The following is a 14,831-nucleotide window of genomic DNA, read 5'->3' as shown; positions in this document are numbered from 1 at the left end:
CTGTCCCCTTCGCGATATATCGCAACTCCTGGAAAGTCACGATATATCGCGTCGTGAGGTGGGGCAATGGGGGACATCCCTGACGCCGCCTGCCCCGGACGGATCTACGGTGGGGGCATGGATGATGCCGTACCGGCTCCGCTCGATCCCTACGACGGCCGGATCGAGCGCGACCCGGCGATGCGCAAGCGGGCGCTCAAGCGGATCGAGGCGCGCCGCGCGTTCCGCGTGCACGCCACGGTCTACGCCCTGGTCATGGCCCTGCTCGTCATCATCTGGCTCAGCAGCGGCGCCGGCTACTTCTGGCCGATCTGGCCCGCCGCCGGATGGGGCCTCGGGCTCGCGATCCACGGCTTCTCGCTGACCTGGGACAAGGAGCCCACCGAGGAGGAGATCGCCCGCGAAGCCGCCAAGCTGCGCCGCAAGCGCCCCCTCGATGGCCCCCAGGACCGCTGACCCCCGCCCGCCCGTCACCCGCCCCAACACCGGCCGAAGGCTGCCCTTTCGGTCGAGGGCTCCGGCTGTAGCACGAGCCCTCGACCGAAAGGGCAGCCTTCGGCCGACAGAGCGAGGTTAGGGCGAGGGGGCTCAGGGGGCGATCTGGAGCCAGGTCTCCCAGCCGCCGTGCAGCACGAGCCACGCGAGGAGGCCGTAGCCGGCCTGGCCGGGGTGGCGGCCGTCGCGGGAGGCGGACAGTTCGCTGATCCACTGGTCGTGCTCGGACAGCGGGTAGAAGCAGTCGACGAACGGGATCGAGCGCCGCGAGCACACGTCGGCCTGGGCCTCGACGATGATCTCCAGCCGCTCGTTGACCTCCGCGTCGAGGGTCGGAGGCGGTCCGACGACGAAGGGCGCGATGCCCCGGGCCGTCGCGTCGTCGAGCACGTTCGCGAGGTTGAGCCGGGACCGGGCGGTGGTCAGCCCCTGCGCGAGATCGGCCTGGCCGACGGCGACGACGAGCCGGCGCTCACGGCGGTCCTTCCAGCGCAGCAGGCCCTCGGTGCGCCAGCGAGCCAGCACGTCGGCGGAGGAGTCGCCGCGCACGCCGATGTTGTAGGCAGTCAGGTCGAGGTCGGGGTGGTGCGTGCGGCCGACGACCCGCGACACCCAGCCGTGCCCCTTGGGGTCGCCGTAGCCGGCCACGAAGGAGTCACCGATGAAGACGATCCCGACGTCACGCGGCCCGTCGTGCACGAACGACTCCGCGCTGGGGGTGAAGTGGGTCGGGATGTCGCTGTCGCCGTACTCCTCGGCGTAGTCGCTCCCGTATCCGTCATTGCTCACGCGTGATCAGTCCTCGTCGTCATCAAGTCGTGCCAGCCAGGTTGCCAGCCGCTCGATAGGTGTCTCGAACTCGGGGTTGAGGTCCACGAACGTGCGCAGCTGCTCGGCCAGCCAGTCGAACGTGACTTCCTCGTCGCCGCGGCGCCCGGCCAGCTCCTCGATGCCACGATCGGTGAAGTACACGACGTTCATTCTGCCCTACTGGGGGCAACGCCCGTCGCACCGTCCGTCCCGGCGCGCGCCGCCCGCACCGACGCCGAGAACGACACCGAGAACTGCGGGTCGCGGTGAGAACTGCGGCACGGACCGCAGTCCCGACCGCGACCCGCAGTTCTCGGGTCGTGGGCTCGGCTAGAAGTGGTCAGCGGGCGAAGGCCGCGGTGAGCAACTCCTCCTGCTGGGCGGCGTGCTGCTTGCTGGAGCCGGTCGACGGCGCGGCCGACTCCGGACGGGAGACGACCTTCAGCGCGCGGGTCTCGCCGTGTTGGGCGAGCGCCGCCGGCAGGTTGAGCGCGAGGAACGGCCAGCCGCCCTGGTTGCGCGGCTCGTCCTGCACCCAGACGACGTCGGCGTCGGGGTAGCGCGACAGCTCCTTGGCCAGCTCGGCCGCGGGCAGCGGGTAGTACTGCTCGAGCCGGATGATCGCCGTCGAGTTCTCCTCGTGCTTGGTGCGCCAGGCCTCCAGGTCGTAGACGACGCGGCCGCTGGCGATGATCACCCGGTCGACGCCGCGCGGCGCCGGCTGGGTGTGATCGGCCAGCACCGGCTGGAAACGACCGTGCGTGAACGCCTCCGTCGGGCTCTGCGCCGCCTTCAGGCGCAGCAGCTGCTTGGGCGTGAACACGATGAGCGGCTTGCGCGGCCGCGCGTACGCCTGCCGACGCAGCAGGTGGAAGTGGCTCGCCGGGGTGGACGGGTGCGCGACGATCATGTTGTCCTGCGCGCACAGCTGCAGGTACCGCTCGATACGCGCCGAGCTGTGGTCGGGACCCTGGCCCTCATACCCGTGCGGCAGCAGCAGCGTCACCGAGCTGCGCTGGTTCCACTTCTGCTCGCTGCTGGAGATGAACTCGTCGGTGATCGTCTGCGCGCCGTTGGCGAAGTCGCCGAACTGCGCCTCCCACAGCACGAGCGCGTCGGGCCGTTCCACCGAGTAGCCGTACTCGAAGCCCACCGCCGCGAACTCGCTGAGCAGCGAGTCGTACACCCAGAACCGCGCCTGGTTGCCCAGGTACAGCAGCGGGGTCCACTCCTCGGCGTCCGTGCGGTCGACGAGCACCGCGTGCCGCTGGGTGAACGTGCCGCGCCGGCTGTCCTGGCCGGACAGCCGCACCGGCACGCCCTCGGTGAGCAGCGACCCGAAGGCGAGCAGCTCGCCGGTGGCCCAGTCGATGCCGCCCTCGCGGGTCATCTTCTGTCGGTTGTTGAGGATCTTGACGAGCTTGGGGTGCACGTCGAAGTGGTCCGGGTAGGAGACCCACACGTCGCCGAGCCGGTGCAGCAGCTCCTGCGAGATCGACGTCTCCTCCTCGGCCCGGTCGGGCGTGTGGTCGTCCTGCTCCTGCGCGGTCGGACGCTCCAGGCCGCGGGTGTCGGCGGAGTCCTTCTTGCGCAGCGCGTCCTTGGTCTCGACGAACACCTGCTCGAGGCGCTTCTGGTAGTCGCGCATCGCGGTGTCGGCGTCTTCGTTCGTGATGTCGCCACGACCGATGAGGGCCTCGGTGTACAGCTTTCGCACCGAGCGCTTGGCCTCGATGAGGTGGTACATCAGCGGCTGCGTCATCGACGGGTCGTCGCCCTCGTTGTGACCGCGGCGGCGGTAGCACACCATGTCGATGACGACGTCCTTGGCGAACGTCTGCCGGAAGTCGTAGGCGAGCTGGGCCACCCGCACCACGGCCTCCGGGTCGTCGCCGTTGACGTGGAAGATCGGCGCCTGGATCGTGCGGGCCGGGTCGGAGGAGTACACCGAGGAGCGCGAGCTGCTCGGCGCCGTCGTGAAGCCGACCTGGTTGTTGACGATGATGTGGATCGTGCCGCCGGTGCGGTAGCCGCGCAGCTGGCTCAGCTGCAGCGTCTCCAGCACGACGCCCTGGCCGGCGAACGCCGCGTCGCCGTGCATGAGGACCGGCAGCACGGTGAACGCCTCGCCGTGCCGGTCGAGCCGGTCCTGCTTGGCCCGCACGATGCCCTCGAGCACCGGGTTGACCGCCTCCAGGTGGGAGGGGTTGGCCGCGAGGTAGACCTTGGTCTTCTCCGAGCCGTCCTCGGTCGTGTACTCGCCCTCGGTGCCGAGGTGGTACTTGACGTCGCCGGAGCCCTGCACGCTGCCGGGGTCGTAGGCGCCCTCGAACTCGCGGAAGATCTGCCCGTAGCTCTTGCCGGCGATGTTCGCCAGCACGTTGAGACGGCCGCGGTGCGGCATGCCGATGCAGACCTCGTCCATGTGCTCCTTGGCGCTGGACTGCAGGATCTGGTCGAGCATCGCGATGACCGACTCGCCGCCCTCGAGGCTGAACCGCTTCTGCCCGACGAACTTCGTCTGCAGGAAGGTCTCGAAGGCTTCCGCGGCGTTGAGCCGGCGCAGGATGCGCATCTGCTCCTCGCGGGGCACCCGCGGCTGCGGCACCTCGAGCCGGTCCTGCAGCCATTCGCGCTGGTCCGGGTCCTGGATGTGCATGAATTCGGCGCCGATCGTGCGGCAGTACGCCGAGTGCAGCCGGTCGAGGATGTCGCGCAGCTGCAGCATCGGGCTGCCGCCGAAGCCGCCGGTCGCGAACTCGCGGTCGAGATCCCAGATCGTCAGGCCGTGGGTGGCCAGCTGCAGGTCGGGGTGACGGCGCTGGCGGTACTCCAGCGGGTCGGTGTCGGCGAGCAGGTGCCCGCGCACGCGGTAGGCGTGGATGAGCTTCTGCACGCGCACCGTCTTGTTGAGGTCGTCGTCGTGCGTGGCCGAGACGTCCCGGCTCCACCGGATCGGCTCGTAGGGGATGCGCAGCGACTCGTAGATGTCGTCGTAGAAGTCGTCCTCGCCGAGCAGCATCTGGTGGATGAGACGCAGGAACTCACCGGAGCCGGCGCCCTGGATGATGCGGTGGTCGTACGTCGAGGTCAGCGTCATGATCCTGCTGATTCCCAGGCGCGCGATCGTCTCGGCGGCCGCGCCCTGCCACTCGGCCGGGTACTCCATCGCCCCGACGCCGATGATCGCGCCCTGACCCTTCATGAGGCGGGGCACGGAGTGCACGGTGCCGATCGTGCCCGGGTTGGTCAGCGAGATGGTCGTGCCGAGGAAGTCGTCCATCGTGAGCTTGCCGCCGCGGGCCTTGCGGACGAGCTCCTCGTAGGCGTTCCAGAAGGCGAAGAAGTCGAGCTGCTCGGCGGCCTTGATGCTCGGCACGACGAGCGAGCGGGTGCCGTCGGGGCGCGGCAGGTCGATCGCGAGACCGAAGTTGACGTGCGCCGGCTGCACGAGCGTCGGCTTGCCGTCCTTCTCCTCGAACGAGTTGTTCATGTCGGGCATCGCCTTGAGCGCCTGCACGATGGCGTAGCCGATGATGTGCGTGAAGCTCACCTTGCCGCCTCGGTTGCGGCGCAAGTGGGCGTTGATCGCGACGCGGTTCTCGATGAGGGCCTTGGCCGGGATGCCCCGCACGCTGGTGGCGGTCGGCACCGTCAGGCTCGAGTCCATGTTCGCAACGATGCGCGCGGCCGGGCCCTTGAGCGGCTTGACCGTCTCCTCCTCGCCCTTGGCAGCGGAGCGGGGGGCCTGCGCGTCGCGCGGCGTCGGCATCTGGCGCGACTTGGGCTCGCTGCGGGGCGCGAAGTCGGTGGAGTCGATGGTGCTCGAGCGGTCCGGTTCGTCGTTGGTCGCGGCCTGGTCGCCGGCGCCGGCCCGGTCGCGGGCCGGGGTGGCCTGCGGAGCCGGGGGCTCGGGCCGCTCGCTCTTCTCGCTCTTCTCGCTCTGTGGCGCCGCCGTCTTCGGCGGGGCGCTCTTCTTCGCCGGGGTCGTCTTCTTCGGAGCAGGCGCCTTGTGCGGCTCCATGGGGGTGCTCCGTCGGGCCGCGGTCTGGCTCATGGTCTCGTCCTTGTCGGTCGCTGCGGAACTGTCGCTGGAATCCCCGGCGGGGGTGGGCGCGGAGGTGGCCGAGCCCTGAGCGGGGCGGCCGTTGTCAGAGGAGCGCGCAGGCGCCGAGCCGTTCGCGGTGCCGCGCGGACCGGACCCTGGCTGCACCGATCCCGAGCCTGGAGAGTAGCCCTCGAAGATCGGCCACCACGACCGGTCCACGGAGTTCTTATCCTGGCGGTACTGCTCGTACAACTCGTCGACGAACCACGTGTTCGGGCCGAAGGCGAGCGTGGGATCGGGGTGGGCGGACTGGTCGGGCACGGCGCAAACGCCTCTTTCGTCTCGTCGTCGATGACGGCTTGAGCCCCCGCGGCCGTCAACCGGACGCCGCGTGGGCGTACTATGCGCCAGCCTACATGTGGCACCGCGATCGGGAGATGTGGCGAATAACATGGATTGCCTATGACCGAGTGGCTACTGGCCGGCCTGGGAGTGCTCCTCACCCTCGGCACGGCCCTGTTCGTCGCCGCCGAATTCTCACTTGTGGCGCTGGACCGATCCAGCGTGCAACGAGCCGTCGACGAGGGCGACGCCGGGGCCCGCACCGTGCTCGCCTCGCTCCGGCGGCTGTCCACACAGTTGTCTGCCGCGCAGGTCGGCATCACGCTGACCACGCTGTTGCTCGGTTACCTCGCGACCCCCTCGGTCGGCATCCTCGTGCAGCCCGCGCTGGCGGCGGTGGGGCTGCCACAGGAGAGTGTGCAACCGGTCTCGTCGCTGCTCGCGCTGATCATCGCCTCGATCTTCTCGATGGTCGTCGGCGAACTCATCCCGCAGTTCCTCGGCATCTCGGCGCCGATGGGCACCGCCCGGGTCGTCGCGGGGCCGGTGCAGGTGTTCGGGCTCATCTTCAAGCCGCTCATCGTCGTGCTCAACGGGTCGGCGAACGCGGTGCTCGAGTCGTTCGGCATCACGCCCACCGAGGAGCTGTCGGGCGCGCGCACGCCGACCGAGCTCGCCTCGATCGTGCGGCGCTCGGCGCTGGCCGGCACCCTCGACCAGGACGTGGCGCTTCGGGTGACCCGCTCCCTGGATTTCGGAGGCCGTACCGCCGCCGACGTCATGACCCCGCGGGTGCGGTGCGTCTCGATCGAACGCACGGCCAGCGCCGCGGACGTCGTCGACCTGGCCCGGCGCACCGGCCACTCCCGGTTCCCGGTCGTCGGCGACGACTGGGACGACATCGACGGGCTCGTGCACGTCAAGAAGGCGATCGCGGTGCCGCACGACCGCCGCGGCGACGTGCCCGTCTCCGCGCTGATGACGACGGCCCGGCTGGTGCCCGAGACGATCCGCCTCGACCCGCTGCTGCTCGTGCTGCGCCGGGGTCACCAGCTCGCGGTCGTCGTCGACGAATACGGCGGCACGAGCGGGGTGGTCACGCTCGAGGACGTCATCGAGGAGATCGTCGGGGAGGTCGCCGACGAACACGACCCGAGGGGCCCCGAACACGACGCCGGAGCCAGCCTGCCCGGCGGCGGCTGGACGGTGCCCGGCATGTGGCGCCCCGACGAGGTGCGCACCCGGATCGGCGTGCCCGTGCCCGACGGCGCCGCCTACGAGACGATGGGCGGCTTCATGATGGCCGCGCTCGGGCGGGTGCCGGCGGTCGGCGACCGGGCGCTGCTGCCCGGGTGGGCGATCACGGTGCAGGCGATGGACGGGCGGCGCGTCGACCGGCTCCGGATGACACCGGCCACCGGAGACGAGGAGTTCGGGCCGGAGGTGCCGTCCACCGGTCGCGCCGTGCCCGAGGGCCAGGCCGTGGTCGTCGTGCCGGGGTCGTGGTCGGCCCGGCCCGGCAGCCCGACCCCGCCCGGCAGCCCGATTCCGGCCGACAACCCACCGTCGACCGGGCCGGCCGGGCACACGGACGGGGGTCACCGATGAGTTCGACCGTGGCGCTGCTGTTCTCGCTGGTGCTGCTGGCGGGCAACGCGTTCTTCGTCGGCGCCGAGTTCGCGATCATGGCCTCCCGGCGCAGCCAGCTCGAACCGCTCGCGGAGGCGGGCAGCCGCCGGGCCGCGATGAGCCTGGAGGCCCTCGAACACGTCGCGTCGCTGCTGGCGTGCGCGCAGCTGGGCATCACCGTGTGCTCGGTGCTGCTCGGCGCGTTCGCCGAGGATGCGCTGCACCACCTCATCGAACCGCTGTTCCTGCGCATCGGGCTGGACGAGGTGCCCAGCTACTGGGTGGCGCTGGTCATCGCGCTGCTCGTCGTCGTCTACCTGCACGTCGTGCTCGGTGAGATGGTGCCGAAGAACATGGCGATCGCCGGCCCCGACTCCGCGGCCCTCCTGCTGGCCCCGGCGCTGCTGCTCATCACCAAGGCGCTGCGGCCGGTCATCGCCGCCCTCGAGTGGCTCGCCAAGGGCGCGGTGCGGCTGCTCGGCGTGGAGCCCAAAGACGAGATGACCTCGGCCTACACCGCAGCCGAGGTGCAGGAGATCGTGCTGGAGTCAGGCCGCGAGGGTCTGCTCGAGGCGGGACAGCAGGGCCTGACGACCCGCGCGCTGGAGTTCAGGGACCGGGTGGCCTCCGACGTCGCGGTGCCGGTCGACTCGCTCGTCACCGTCGAGGCCGGCGTCACCCCCGACCAGGTCGAGCGGCTCGTGGCCCGGCAAGGCTTCTCCCGCTTCCCGGTGCGCGGCGCCGGCGGCGACCTCGTGGGCTACCTGCACCTGAAGGACATCCTGTACGCCGACGACGTGCAGCGCGAGGAGCCGGTGCCGCGCCGCCGCATCCGCCCGCTGGCCACCGTGCGCCCCGGCGACGAGGTGGAGGACGTGCTCGCGACGATGCAGGGCACCGGCGCCCACCTGGCGCGGGTCGTCGCCGACGGCGGCGAACCCTCCGGCGTCGTCTTCCTCGAGGACGTGCTCGAGGAGCTCGTCGGCGAGGTCACCGACGCCTCGCAGCTGACCACCGACGGACGACGCCGCCCCTCGTCCTGAACGAGGGGCGGCGTCGTGAGCCTCGGGCGGCGTCGGGTGTTGGCCGGTGGGACCGGTCAGGCTCCGAACCAGGTGTGCACGTGCTCGGAGAGCTCCCGCTCGAACGCGTCGTCGTCGTGGCGGGCCTGGATCCAGTCGACGAACGACCCGCCTCCGGTGCACTCGTCGAGGGCCCGGCGCGCGGCGTCGGGGTCGGCGAGCACGTCGCGCAGCATCGATTCGGCCTGCGCGGCATCGGAGTAGAAGTACGGGTAGGCCTCCGGCACGAGCGCCCGGGCCCACGGCTTGTCGGGCATGATGCCGACGACACCGGCTCCGAGGGCCTCGACGTAGGACAGGCCGTACGACTCCTCGTCGGCGGTGGCCAGGAAGGCCGTCGTGCGGGCCAGGGCGTGCCAGTAGTCCGAGCGCAACGCGGTGAGCGGGCCGATCCACACCCAGTTGTGCCGGGACAGGTCCATCGCCCGCTCGGTGACCAGGTGCGACTCGTGCAGCCGCATCTCCACGCGCAGCGGCAGGTCGCGGTGCACCTTCTCGAGCACCTGGAAGAACAGATCCGGCCGCTTGCGCTTCGACAGGTAGATCGCCGGGTACAGCACGATCGGCGTCTCCGTCTTCTCGCGCGGCTGCACGTGCTCGACGCGGAAACCGAGGTTGACCCAGGCGAGCCGGGCCTTGTCGCGCACCGCCTTGACCGTCCACCGGTCGACGACCTCGCGGATCTCGGTGGCCGTGCGCTCGGAGTTGGCGAACGTGGGGAACAGCGCGCACGACAGCGCGACCGAGGCGCGCTGCACGTCGTCGGTGAGCGTGGACGTGCTCCACCACACGAAGTTCATGATCCGCGGCCGGGCGTCCGGCGTGGCCATGACCTCCCACAGGTAGGGGGAGTCGAGCACGTCCATGTTGATGACGACGGTGTCGGCCGGGTCGAGGAACTCCGCGGGGGCCACGTCGAAGCCCTCGCAGCGCCGGGCCGACGGCCCGATGAGCACGGAGTCGGGGAACAGCCGCAGCAGCCGCCGCACCAGGGTGGCGCCCGCGTCGTGTCCGGCCACGTGACCTTCGGCGTCGACGACGGTGTCGTCGCGCTTGACCGCGATCCTCATCGCTGGCCTCCCATCCGGACGGCCCCGGTGGAGTCGCCCTCATCCGAGCGCGTCGGGTGCCCGGCGCCCTGCACTGACTCCTGACCCGGGCGGCTGTCCGGGGCGTTCAACGGCGGCTCGTCCTCGGGGTCGGTCAGGTCGTCGTCGGGGTCGCCGCCCTGGATCCGCATGCCGTAGAAGGAGCGGTAGATGAAGAACACGGCGATGAGGAAGAACACGGCCGCGAGCACGAGCACGAGGGTGTCCAGCCCCTGGTGACGCAGCGACACCGCGAGTTCGACCGCGAGCAGCCCGAACAGCGTCGTGAACTTGATGATCGGGTTGAGCGCCACCGACGAGGTGTCCTTGAACGGGTCGCCGACGGTGTCGCCGACGATCGAGGCGTCGTGCAGCGAGGTGCCCTTCATGTGCAGGTCGACCTCGACGACCTTCTTCGCGTTGTCCCACGCGCCACCGGCGTTGGCCATGTAGATCGCCTGGTACAGACCGAAGATCGCGATCGAGACGAGGTAGCCGATGAAGAAGAACGGCTCGATGAACGCGAACGCCAGGGTCGCGAAGAAGACGGCGAGGAAGATCGTCAGCATGCCCTGCTGGGCGTACTGGGTGCAGATCTCCACGACCCGACGGGAGTCGGATTCGCTGGCCCGTTCGGCGGTCGCGTCGAGCTTGATCGTGTCCTTGATGAACTCGACGGCCCGGTTCGCGCCGGTGGTCACGGCCTGGATGGAGGCGCCGGAGAACCAGTAGATGATCGCGCCGCCGGTGATGAGCCCGAGCAGGAACGGGGCGTGCATGATCGACAGGTTGCCCATGTCGGTGGTCAGGCCGGCGGTCAGGCCGATGACGATCGAGAAGATCATCGTCGTGGCGCCCACGACGGCGGTGCCGATGAGCACCGGCTTGGCGGTCGCCTTGAACGTGTTGCCGGCGCCGTCGTTCTCCTCGAGCATGAGCTTGGCCTTCTCCCAGCGGGGCTCGATGCCGTGGTCGCGGCGGATCTGCTCCTCGACGCCGGGCACCGACTCGATGCGGGAGAGTTCGTAGACGCTCTGGGCGTTGTCGGTGACCGGGCCGTAGGAGTCGACCGCGATCGTCACCGGGCCCATGCCGAGGAAGCCGAACGCCACGAGGCCGAAGGCGAAGACCGCGGGGGCCACCATGTAGGTGCCCAGCCCGATGCTCGCGATGAAGTACGCGACGCTCATGAGGCCGACGATCGTCATGCCGAGCCAGAACGCCGAGAAGTTTCCGGCGACGAGGCCGGAGAGGATGTCCAGGCTCGCGCCGCCCTGACGGGAGCTCTTGACGACCTCGCGCACGTGCCCGGAGGCGGTGGAGGTGAACACCTTGACGAGCTCGGGGATGAGCGCGCCGGCCAGCGTGCCGCACGTGATGATCGAGGCGAGCTCGAGCCAGAGCATGCCGTCGTAGTGCCCGAGCACGAACCACGTCGTCACGTAGGTGAGCGCGATGCACAGCACCGACGTCAGCCACACGAGCGTGGTCAGCGGGGTCTCGAAGTTCATCCGCTCGGCCTCGCCGTAGCGCGACTTCACCCAGACGGCGTTGAGCATGTACGCGGCCCACGCGGCGACGATCATCGCGGCGCGCACGACGAAGATCCAGACCAACAGGGTGGCCTGCAGGTTGACGTCCTCGACGGCGAGCAGCACGAAGGTGACGAGCGCGACGCCGGTGACGCCGTAGGTCTCGAATCCGTCGGCGCTCGGGCCCACGGAGTCGCCGGCGTTGTCGCCGGTGCAGTCGGCGATGACGCCGGGGTTGCGCGGGTCGTCCTCGTCGATCTTGAAGACGATCTTCATGAGGTCGGCGCCGATGTCGGCGATCTTGGTGAAGATGCCGCCCGCGATGCGCAGGGCGCTCGCGCCGAGCGACTCGCCGATGGCGAAGCCGATGAAGCAGGCGCCGGCGACGTCGGCGGGCAGGAACAGCAGGATCGCGAGCATCATGATCAGCTCGAGGCTGATGAGCACCATGCCGATGCTCATGCCCGACTTCAGCGGGATGCGGTGCACGTCGAACGGCTTGCCGCGCAGCGACGCGAACGCCGTGCGGGCGTTGGCGAACGTGTTGACGCGGATGCCGAACCAGGCGACGGCGTAGGAGCCGGCCATGCCGAGCAGCGAGAAGCCGACGATGATGCCGAGCCGGCCCCAGCTGAACCCGACGAGGAAGCGGTAGTAGATGACGATGACCGCGGTGATGAACACCCACAGCACGAGCAGGAACCGGCCCTGCCGCACGAGGTAGGCCTTGCAGGTTGCATAGATGAGCTCGGCCACGTCGCGCATCGACTCGTGCACCGGGGCGCGGCGCAGCTGCAGGAACGACACGAGGCCGAACAGCAGGCCGAGCAGGCAGATGACGACGGAGCCGCCGAGCAGTGCGCGCCCGGAGACGCCGCCGGCGAGGGAGACGACCGACAGGTCGGGGAGCACGAGGCTGGCCTCACCGCCTCCGGAGTGACCTCCTCCGGTGGTGCCCGGGATGCTCTGCGCCGTGGCGCAGGAGGCGAGGAACGGGACGGCGCCCGCGAGCGCGGCTGCGGACAGGAGTCGGCCGCGTGGGCGGCGGGCTGGGGGCGCGGGGGGCTCGGGGGGCGCGGTGGGCTCGGGGGGCGCGGTGGGCCCTCGGTGCTCGGTCCGACGGCGAGCGGTGGGCTCGTCGAGAACGGACCGGCTTCTGCAGGCGGGTAGCTCGGACATGCGGCCTCGGATCATCGACTGGTGGGGCGACATCGCCCTCACCGCACGACCCTAGGCGCGGCGTTCTCGGCTCACATGGGCCTTTAGGCCCCCTCCTGTCGGGTTCCCTCCGAGTGCCGCACTGGCGTATATCACACACTATTGTGTGTGGTGATCGCTCGAGAGGTGCCGAGTGGTCGATCCGGTCTCTGTGGGTTCACTGCGGCACTCTGACCTGCAGTGTTGTGCGGCAAGACGGTCGGTGACCGCTCGCGAGAGGTCACCGCCAAAACGTGTGTGCGGTCTGGATCGGTCCGGTGCGCCGCGCCTGTTCAGCGGGTGTCCTCCACCTCCTGCGCCACCCAGCGGGCGTACTCCGGGAGCGCGTCGACCACCGGCACGACGAGGATGCACGGCACGTCATAAGGGTGCTCGGCAGCGATCCGGCGAGTCACCTCGCGGGCGCGGGAGGCGGTCGTGTGCAGGTGCGCGCGCACCTCGCCGTCCCGTTCGACGGCACCCTCCCAGCGGTACACCGAGCGCACATCGGCGCACTGCGCGCACGCGATGAGCCGCTCGCCGACCAGGTCGCCGACGTGACGGTCGACGAAGTCGGCGGGACCGGTGATGACGATCTCGACGATGTCGACGATGTCGACGATCGGGGTGTGCGGGCTCTCGGGGGTGCTCATGCGGCCACTGTCTCAGCCGGGGTGGGTGTCTAGGTTGTCCGGATGCTCGGCGGCCTTCGCGGCCTTCGCGGCCTCTCCTCGGCGTCGGCGTCTGGGCAGGCCGCGAGGCATCTGTCTCCTCGCTGGGGTCGTGGTCTGGGGGTACAGTGGAACTCGAAGCCCCCCCTTGCGAGGGATGGGGAAGTGAGCCTCGGGATTTCCTGCCGGACGACAGGGCCCGGGGCTCGCGCTATTGGTAGGGCCTTTCAGATGTCGATCAGGGTCAGTCGATCCTTGAGGATGGCCTGGAGGCCCGGGTCGCCGGTGCGGGCACTCGTGATGGCTCCGCAGACAGCGTCGGGAATCCAGAGCATGGGCTCGAGGCGGCCGACGACGTGGGTGAGCCGGGTCGCGGTGGACAGGTAGTGCTGCCCGCGCAGTGCGTTGAGCATCTCGATGTCTCGTCGGTCGTCTGCCGGGCCTCGGGACTCGAGGACGATGTCGTCGACGGCTTTGGTCTCCAACTCGTGGAGGAGCCGTTCGAGGCACTTGCGTCGGCGTCGCTCGGGGCGGTCGTTGGCGGCGCCGGCGCGCACGACGACCAGGTGCTCGAGGTCGTAACCGGCCACCGCGTGGGTGATCATCGAGCGCGTTTGGCGTTCTCGTCTCGCCAGTGCAGCTTGACCTGACCGGGCAGGCGCAGGCGGCTGATCTGCGCGCGGATGGCCGGTTCAGCGTCTGGTCGGCCGATTGCGGCCGCCAGAACGTAGGTGCCGGGGTCGTGGGCCCAGTCGGATCCGGACTCGTCGACCCAGGCGCGCAGAGTGTTTTCGGGGGGCATCGGCAGGCCTTCGTGTGCGCGGCCGCGTCCTTGTCGACCGAGGCGCGTCGAACGGGGCCAGGACTGTGTAGACGTTCTTGGAGGATCATCAACACCGGCGGCCTGCCGGTGGGGGAGAAGAGAAGGGCGAGATCCTTGCGTTGCTCGGCTCGATCGAGCGGGCCGCCTGGCTGGCGAGCCGTGTGTTGATGGGGGGTGCGGGTGCCGTTTCGTCGCGATTCGACCGGTTTCCGCCTCGCCTCGGCCCGTCTTGTCGGTGCAGCCTGATTAGATGTGCGGACGCACGGCACGAAAGGGGCGGAACGCGGTGAGCACCACGAGCGGCACGCAGCAGCGCGAGCAGTGGACCAGCCAGCGAGGTTTCATCCTCGCGGCCATCGGTTCGGCGGTCGGGCTCGGCAACATCTGGCGATTCCCCGGGGTCGCCTACGAGAACGGCGGCGGGGCATTCCTGATCCCGTACCTGTTCGCCCTGCTCACAGCGGGTATCCCGATCCTCTTCCTCGACTACTCCGTCGGGCACCGGTTCCGCGGCACCGCGCCGCTGGCCTTCCGGCGGGTGCACCGCAGGGCCGAGTGGCTCGGTTGGTTCCAGACGATGATCTCGTTCATCATCGCCGTGTATTACGCGGCGGTCATCGCCTGGTCGTGCAGCTACTTCGTCTACTCCTTCGACCTGCGCTGGGCCCACGACCCAACGGCCTTCTTCGTCGAGGAGTACCTGCAGGTCGGTGACCCGGTGATCTCCACGCACATCGTGCCCGCGGTCGGCATCCCGCTCGTGCTCGTGTGGATCGCCGTGCTCGTCACGCTCGCGCTCGGCGTGGCCAAGGGCGTGCAGGCGATGAACAGCCTGCTCCTGCCGCTGCTCGTCGTCGCGTTCACGGGCCTGGTGATCCGCGCGCTCACGCTGCCGGGTGCCGTCGACGGACTCAACGCCCTGTTCACCCCGAACTGGGCGGCGCTGCTCAACCCGACGGTGTGGGTGGCCGCCTACGCGCAGATCTTCTTCTCACTGTCGATCGCGTTCGGCATCATGATCACCTACGCCTCCTACCAGCGGCGCAAGGCCAACATGGCCAGCTCCGGTCTGGTCGTGGCGTTCGCCAACTCCTCGTTCGAGATCCTCGCCGGC

The 14,831-nt window shown here is 69.9% G+C and carries 12 protein-coding genes; 4 read left to right on the top strand and 8 right to left on the bottom strand.

Annotated features, from left to right (window positions below):
• Nucleotides 1-117: 117 nt before the first annotated feature.
• Nucleotides 118-456 (top strand): 2TM domain-containing protein, encoded by a 339-nt coding sequence (locus PINTE_RS06395; protein WP_174523993.1) that lies wholly within the window; start codon nucleotides 118-120, stop codon nucleotides 454-456.
• A 132-nt stretch (nucleotides 457-588) separates the two neighbouring features.
• On the opposite strand, the gene PINTE_RS06390 is transcribed toward PINTE_RS06395, so the two are convergent.
• From PINTE_RS06390 to PINTE_RS06380, 3 genes are all read right to left on the bottom strand, one after another.
• Nucleotides 589-1,284: a GDSL-type esterase/lipase family protein gene (locus tag PINTE_RS06390; RefSeq protein ID WP_084343314.1), complete on the bottom strand. Its 696-nt coding sequence runs from the start codon at nucleotides 1,282-1,284 to the stop codon at nucleotides 589-591.
• A 6-nt stretch (nucleotides 1,285-1,290) separates the two neighbouring features.
• The gene (locus PINTE_RS06385) at nucleotides 1,291-1,467 is read right to left on the bottom strand and encodes a DUF6104 family protein (RefSeq protein ID WP_157087111.1); all 177 of its coding nucleotides are present in this window, start codon (nucleotides 1,465-1,467) and stop codon (nucleotides 1,291-1,293) included.
• A gap of 178 nt (nucleotides 1,468-1,645) precedes the next feature.
• On the bottom strand, nucleotides 1,646-5,605 hold the full coding sequence (locus PINTE_RS06380; RefSeq protein ID WP_373280143.1) for a multifunctional oxoglutarate decarboxylase/oxoglutarate dehydrogenase thiamine pyrophosphate-binding subunit/dihydrolipoyllysine-residue succinyltransferase subunit: 3,960 nt from the start codon (nucleotides 5,603-5,605) through the stop codon (nucleotides 1,646-1,648).
• Nucleotides 5,606-5,815: 210 nt separating this feature from the next.
• On the opposite strand from PINTE_RS06380, the gene PINTE_RS06375 reads away from it, so the two are divergent.
• Entirely contained in the window at nucleotides 5,816-7,303 is a 1,488-nt protein-coding gene (locus tag PINTE_RS06375) for a hemolysin family protein (RefSeq protein ID WP_084343313.1), read from the top strand.
• Complete coding sequence (locus tag PINTE_RS06370) at nucleotides 7,300-8,367, top strand: hemolysin family protein (RefSeq protein ID WP_068427657.1); 1,068 nt, start codon at nucleotides 7,300-7,302, stop codon at nucleotides 8,365-8,367. The genes PINTE_RS06375 and PINTE_RS06370 overlap by 4 nt, the downstream gene beginning before the upstream one ends.
• Nucleotides 8,368-8,423: 56 nt before the next feature.
• Here the strand turns inward: PINTE_RS06370 and PINTE_RS06365 are convergent, their stop codons facing one another.
• From PINTE_RS06365 to PINTE_RS24180, 5 genes are all read right to left on the bottom strand, one after another.
• Nucleotides 8,424-9,476 carry a glycosyltransferase family protein gene (locus PINTE_RS06365; protein ID WP_068427629.1) on the bottom strand — a complete coding sequence of 351 codons (1,053 nt, stop codon included), beginning with the start codon at nucleotides 9,474-9,476 and terminating at the stop codon, nucleotides 8,424-8,426.
• Entirely contained in the window at nucleotides 9,473-12,052 is a 2,580-nt protein-coding gene (locus PINTE_RS06360) for a sodium-translocating pyrophosphatase (RefSeq protein ID WP_084343316.1), read from the bottom strand. Before PINTE_RS06360 ends, PINTE_RS06365 begins: the two co-directional genes overlap by 4 nt.
• A gap of 464 nt (nucleotides 12,053-12,516) precedes the next feature.
• On the bottom strand, nucleotides 12,517-12,876 hold the full coding sequence (cutA, locus tag PINTE_RS06355; RefSeq protein ID WP_068427627.1) for a divalent-cation tolerance protein CutA: 360 nt from the start codon (nucleotides 12,874-12,876) through the stop codon (nucleotides 12,517-12,519).
• Nucleotides 12,877-13,121: 245 nt separating this feature from the next.
• On the bottom strand, nucleotides 13,122-13,499 hold the full coding sequence (locus PINTE_RS06350; protein WP_068427625.1) for a hypothetical protein: 378 nt from the start codon (nucleotides 13,497-13,499) through the stop codon (nucleotides 13,122-13,124).
• Complete coding sequence (locus PINTE_RS24180) at nucleotides 13,496-13,696, bottom strand: hypothetical protein (RefSeq protein ID WP_068427623.1); 201 nt, start codon at nucleotides 13,694-13,696, stop codon at nucleotides 13,496-13,498. Before PINTE_RS24180 ends, PINTE_RS06350 begins: the two co-directional genes overlap by 4 nt.
• 271 nt (nucleotides 13,697-13,967) lie before the next feature.
• Here PINTE_RS24180 and PINTE_RS06340 point away from each other — a divergent pair.
• Nucleotides 13,968-14,831 (top strand): SLC5/6 family protein (locus tag PINTE_RS06340; protein ID WP_505803146.1); only part of this gene is annotated, 864 nt, incomplete at its 3' end.

This window comes from Piscicoccus intestinalis NBRC 104926 (genome assembly GCF_001515525.1).
GTDB classification, from domain to species: domain Bacteria; phylum Actinomycetota; class Actinomycetes; order Actinomycetales; family Dermatophilaceae; genus Kineosphaera; species Kineosphaera intestinalis.
Note: the sequence above shows the minus strand (reverse complement) of the source record. Positions and strands in the feature narration are given on the sequence as shown.

Coding starts and splice junctions, on each gene's coding strand:
- PINTE_RS24180 (WP_068427623.1), bottom strand. CDS start 13,696: ATGCCCCCCGAAAACACTCTGCGCGCCTGGGTCGACGAGTCCGGATCC.
- PINTE_RS06395 (WP_174523993.1), top strand. CDS start 118: ATGGATGATGCCGTACCGGCTCCGCTCGATCCCTACGACGGCCGGATC.
- PINTE_RS06365 (WP_068427629.1), bottom strand. CDS start 9,476: ATGAGGATCGCGGTCAAGCGCGACGACACCGTCGTCGACGCCGAAGGT.
- PINTE_RS06375 (WP_084343313.1), top strand. CDS start 5,816: ATGACCGAGTGGCTACTGGCCGGCCTGGGAGTGCTCCTCACCCTCGGC.
- PINTE_RS06370 (WP_068427657.1), top strand. CDS start 7,300: ATGAGTTCGACCGTGGCGCTGCTGTTCTCGCTGGTGCTGCTGGCGGGC.
- PINTE_RS06350 (WP_068427625.1), bottom strand. CDS start 13,499: ATGATCACCCACGCGGTGGCCGGTTACGACCTCGAGCACCTGGTCGTC.
- cutA (WP_068427627.1), bottom strand. CDS start 12,876: ATGAGCACCCCCGAGAGCCCGCACACCCCGATCGTCGACATCGTCGAC.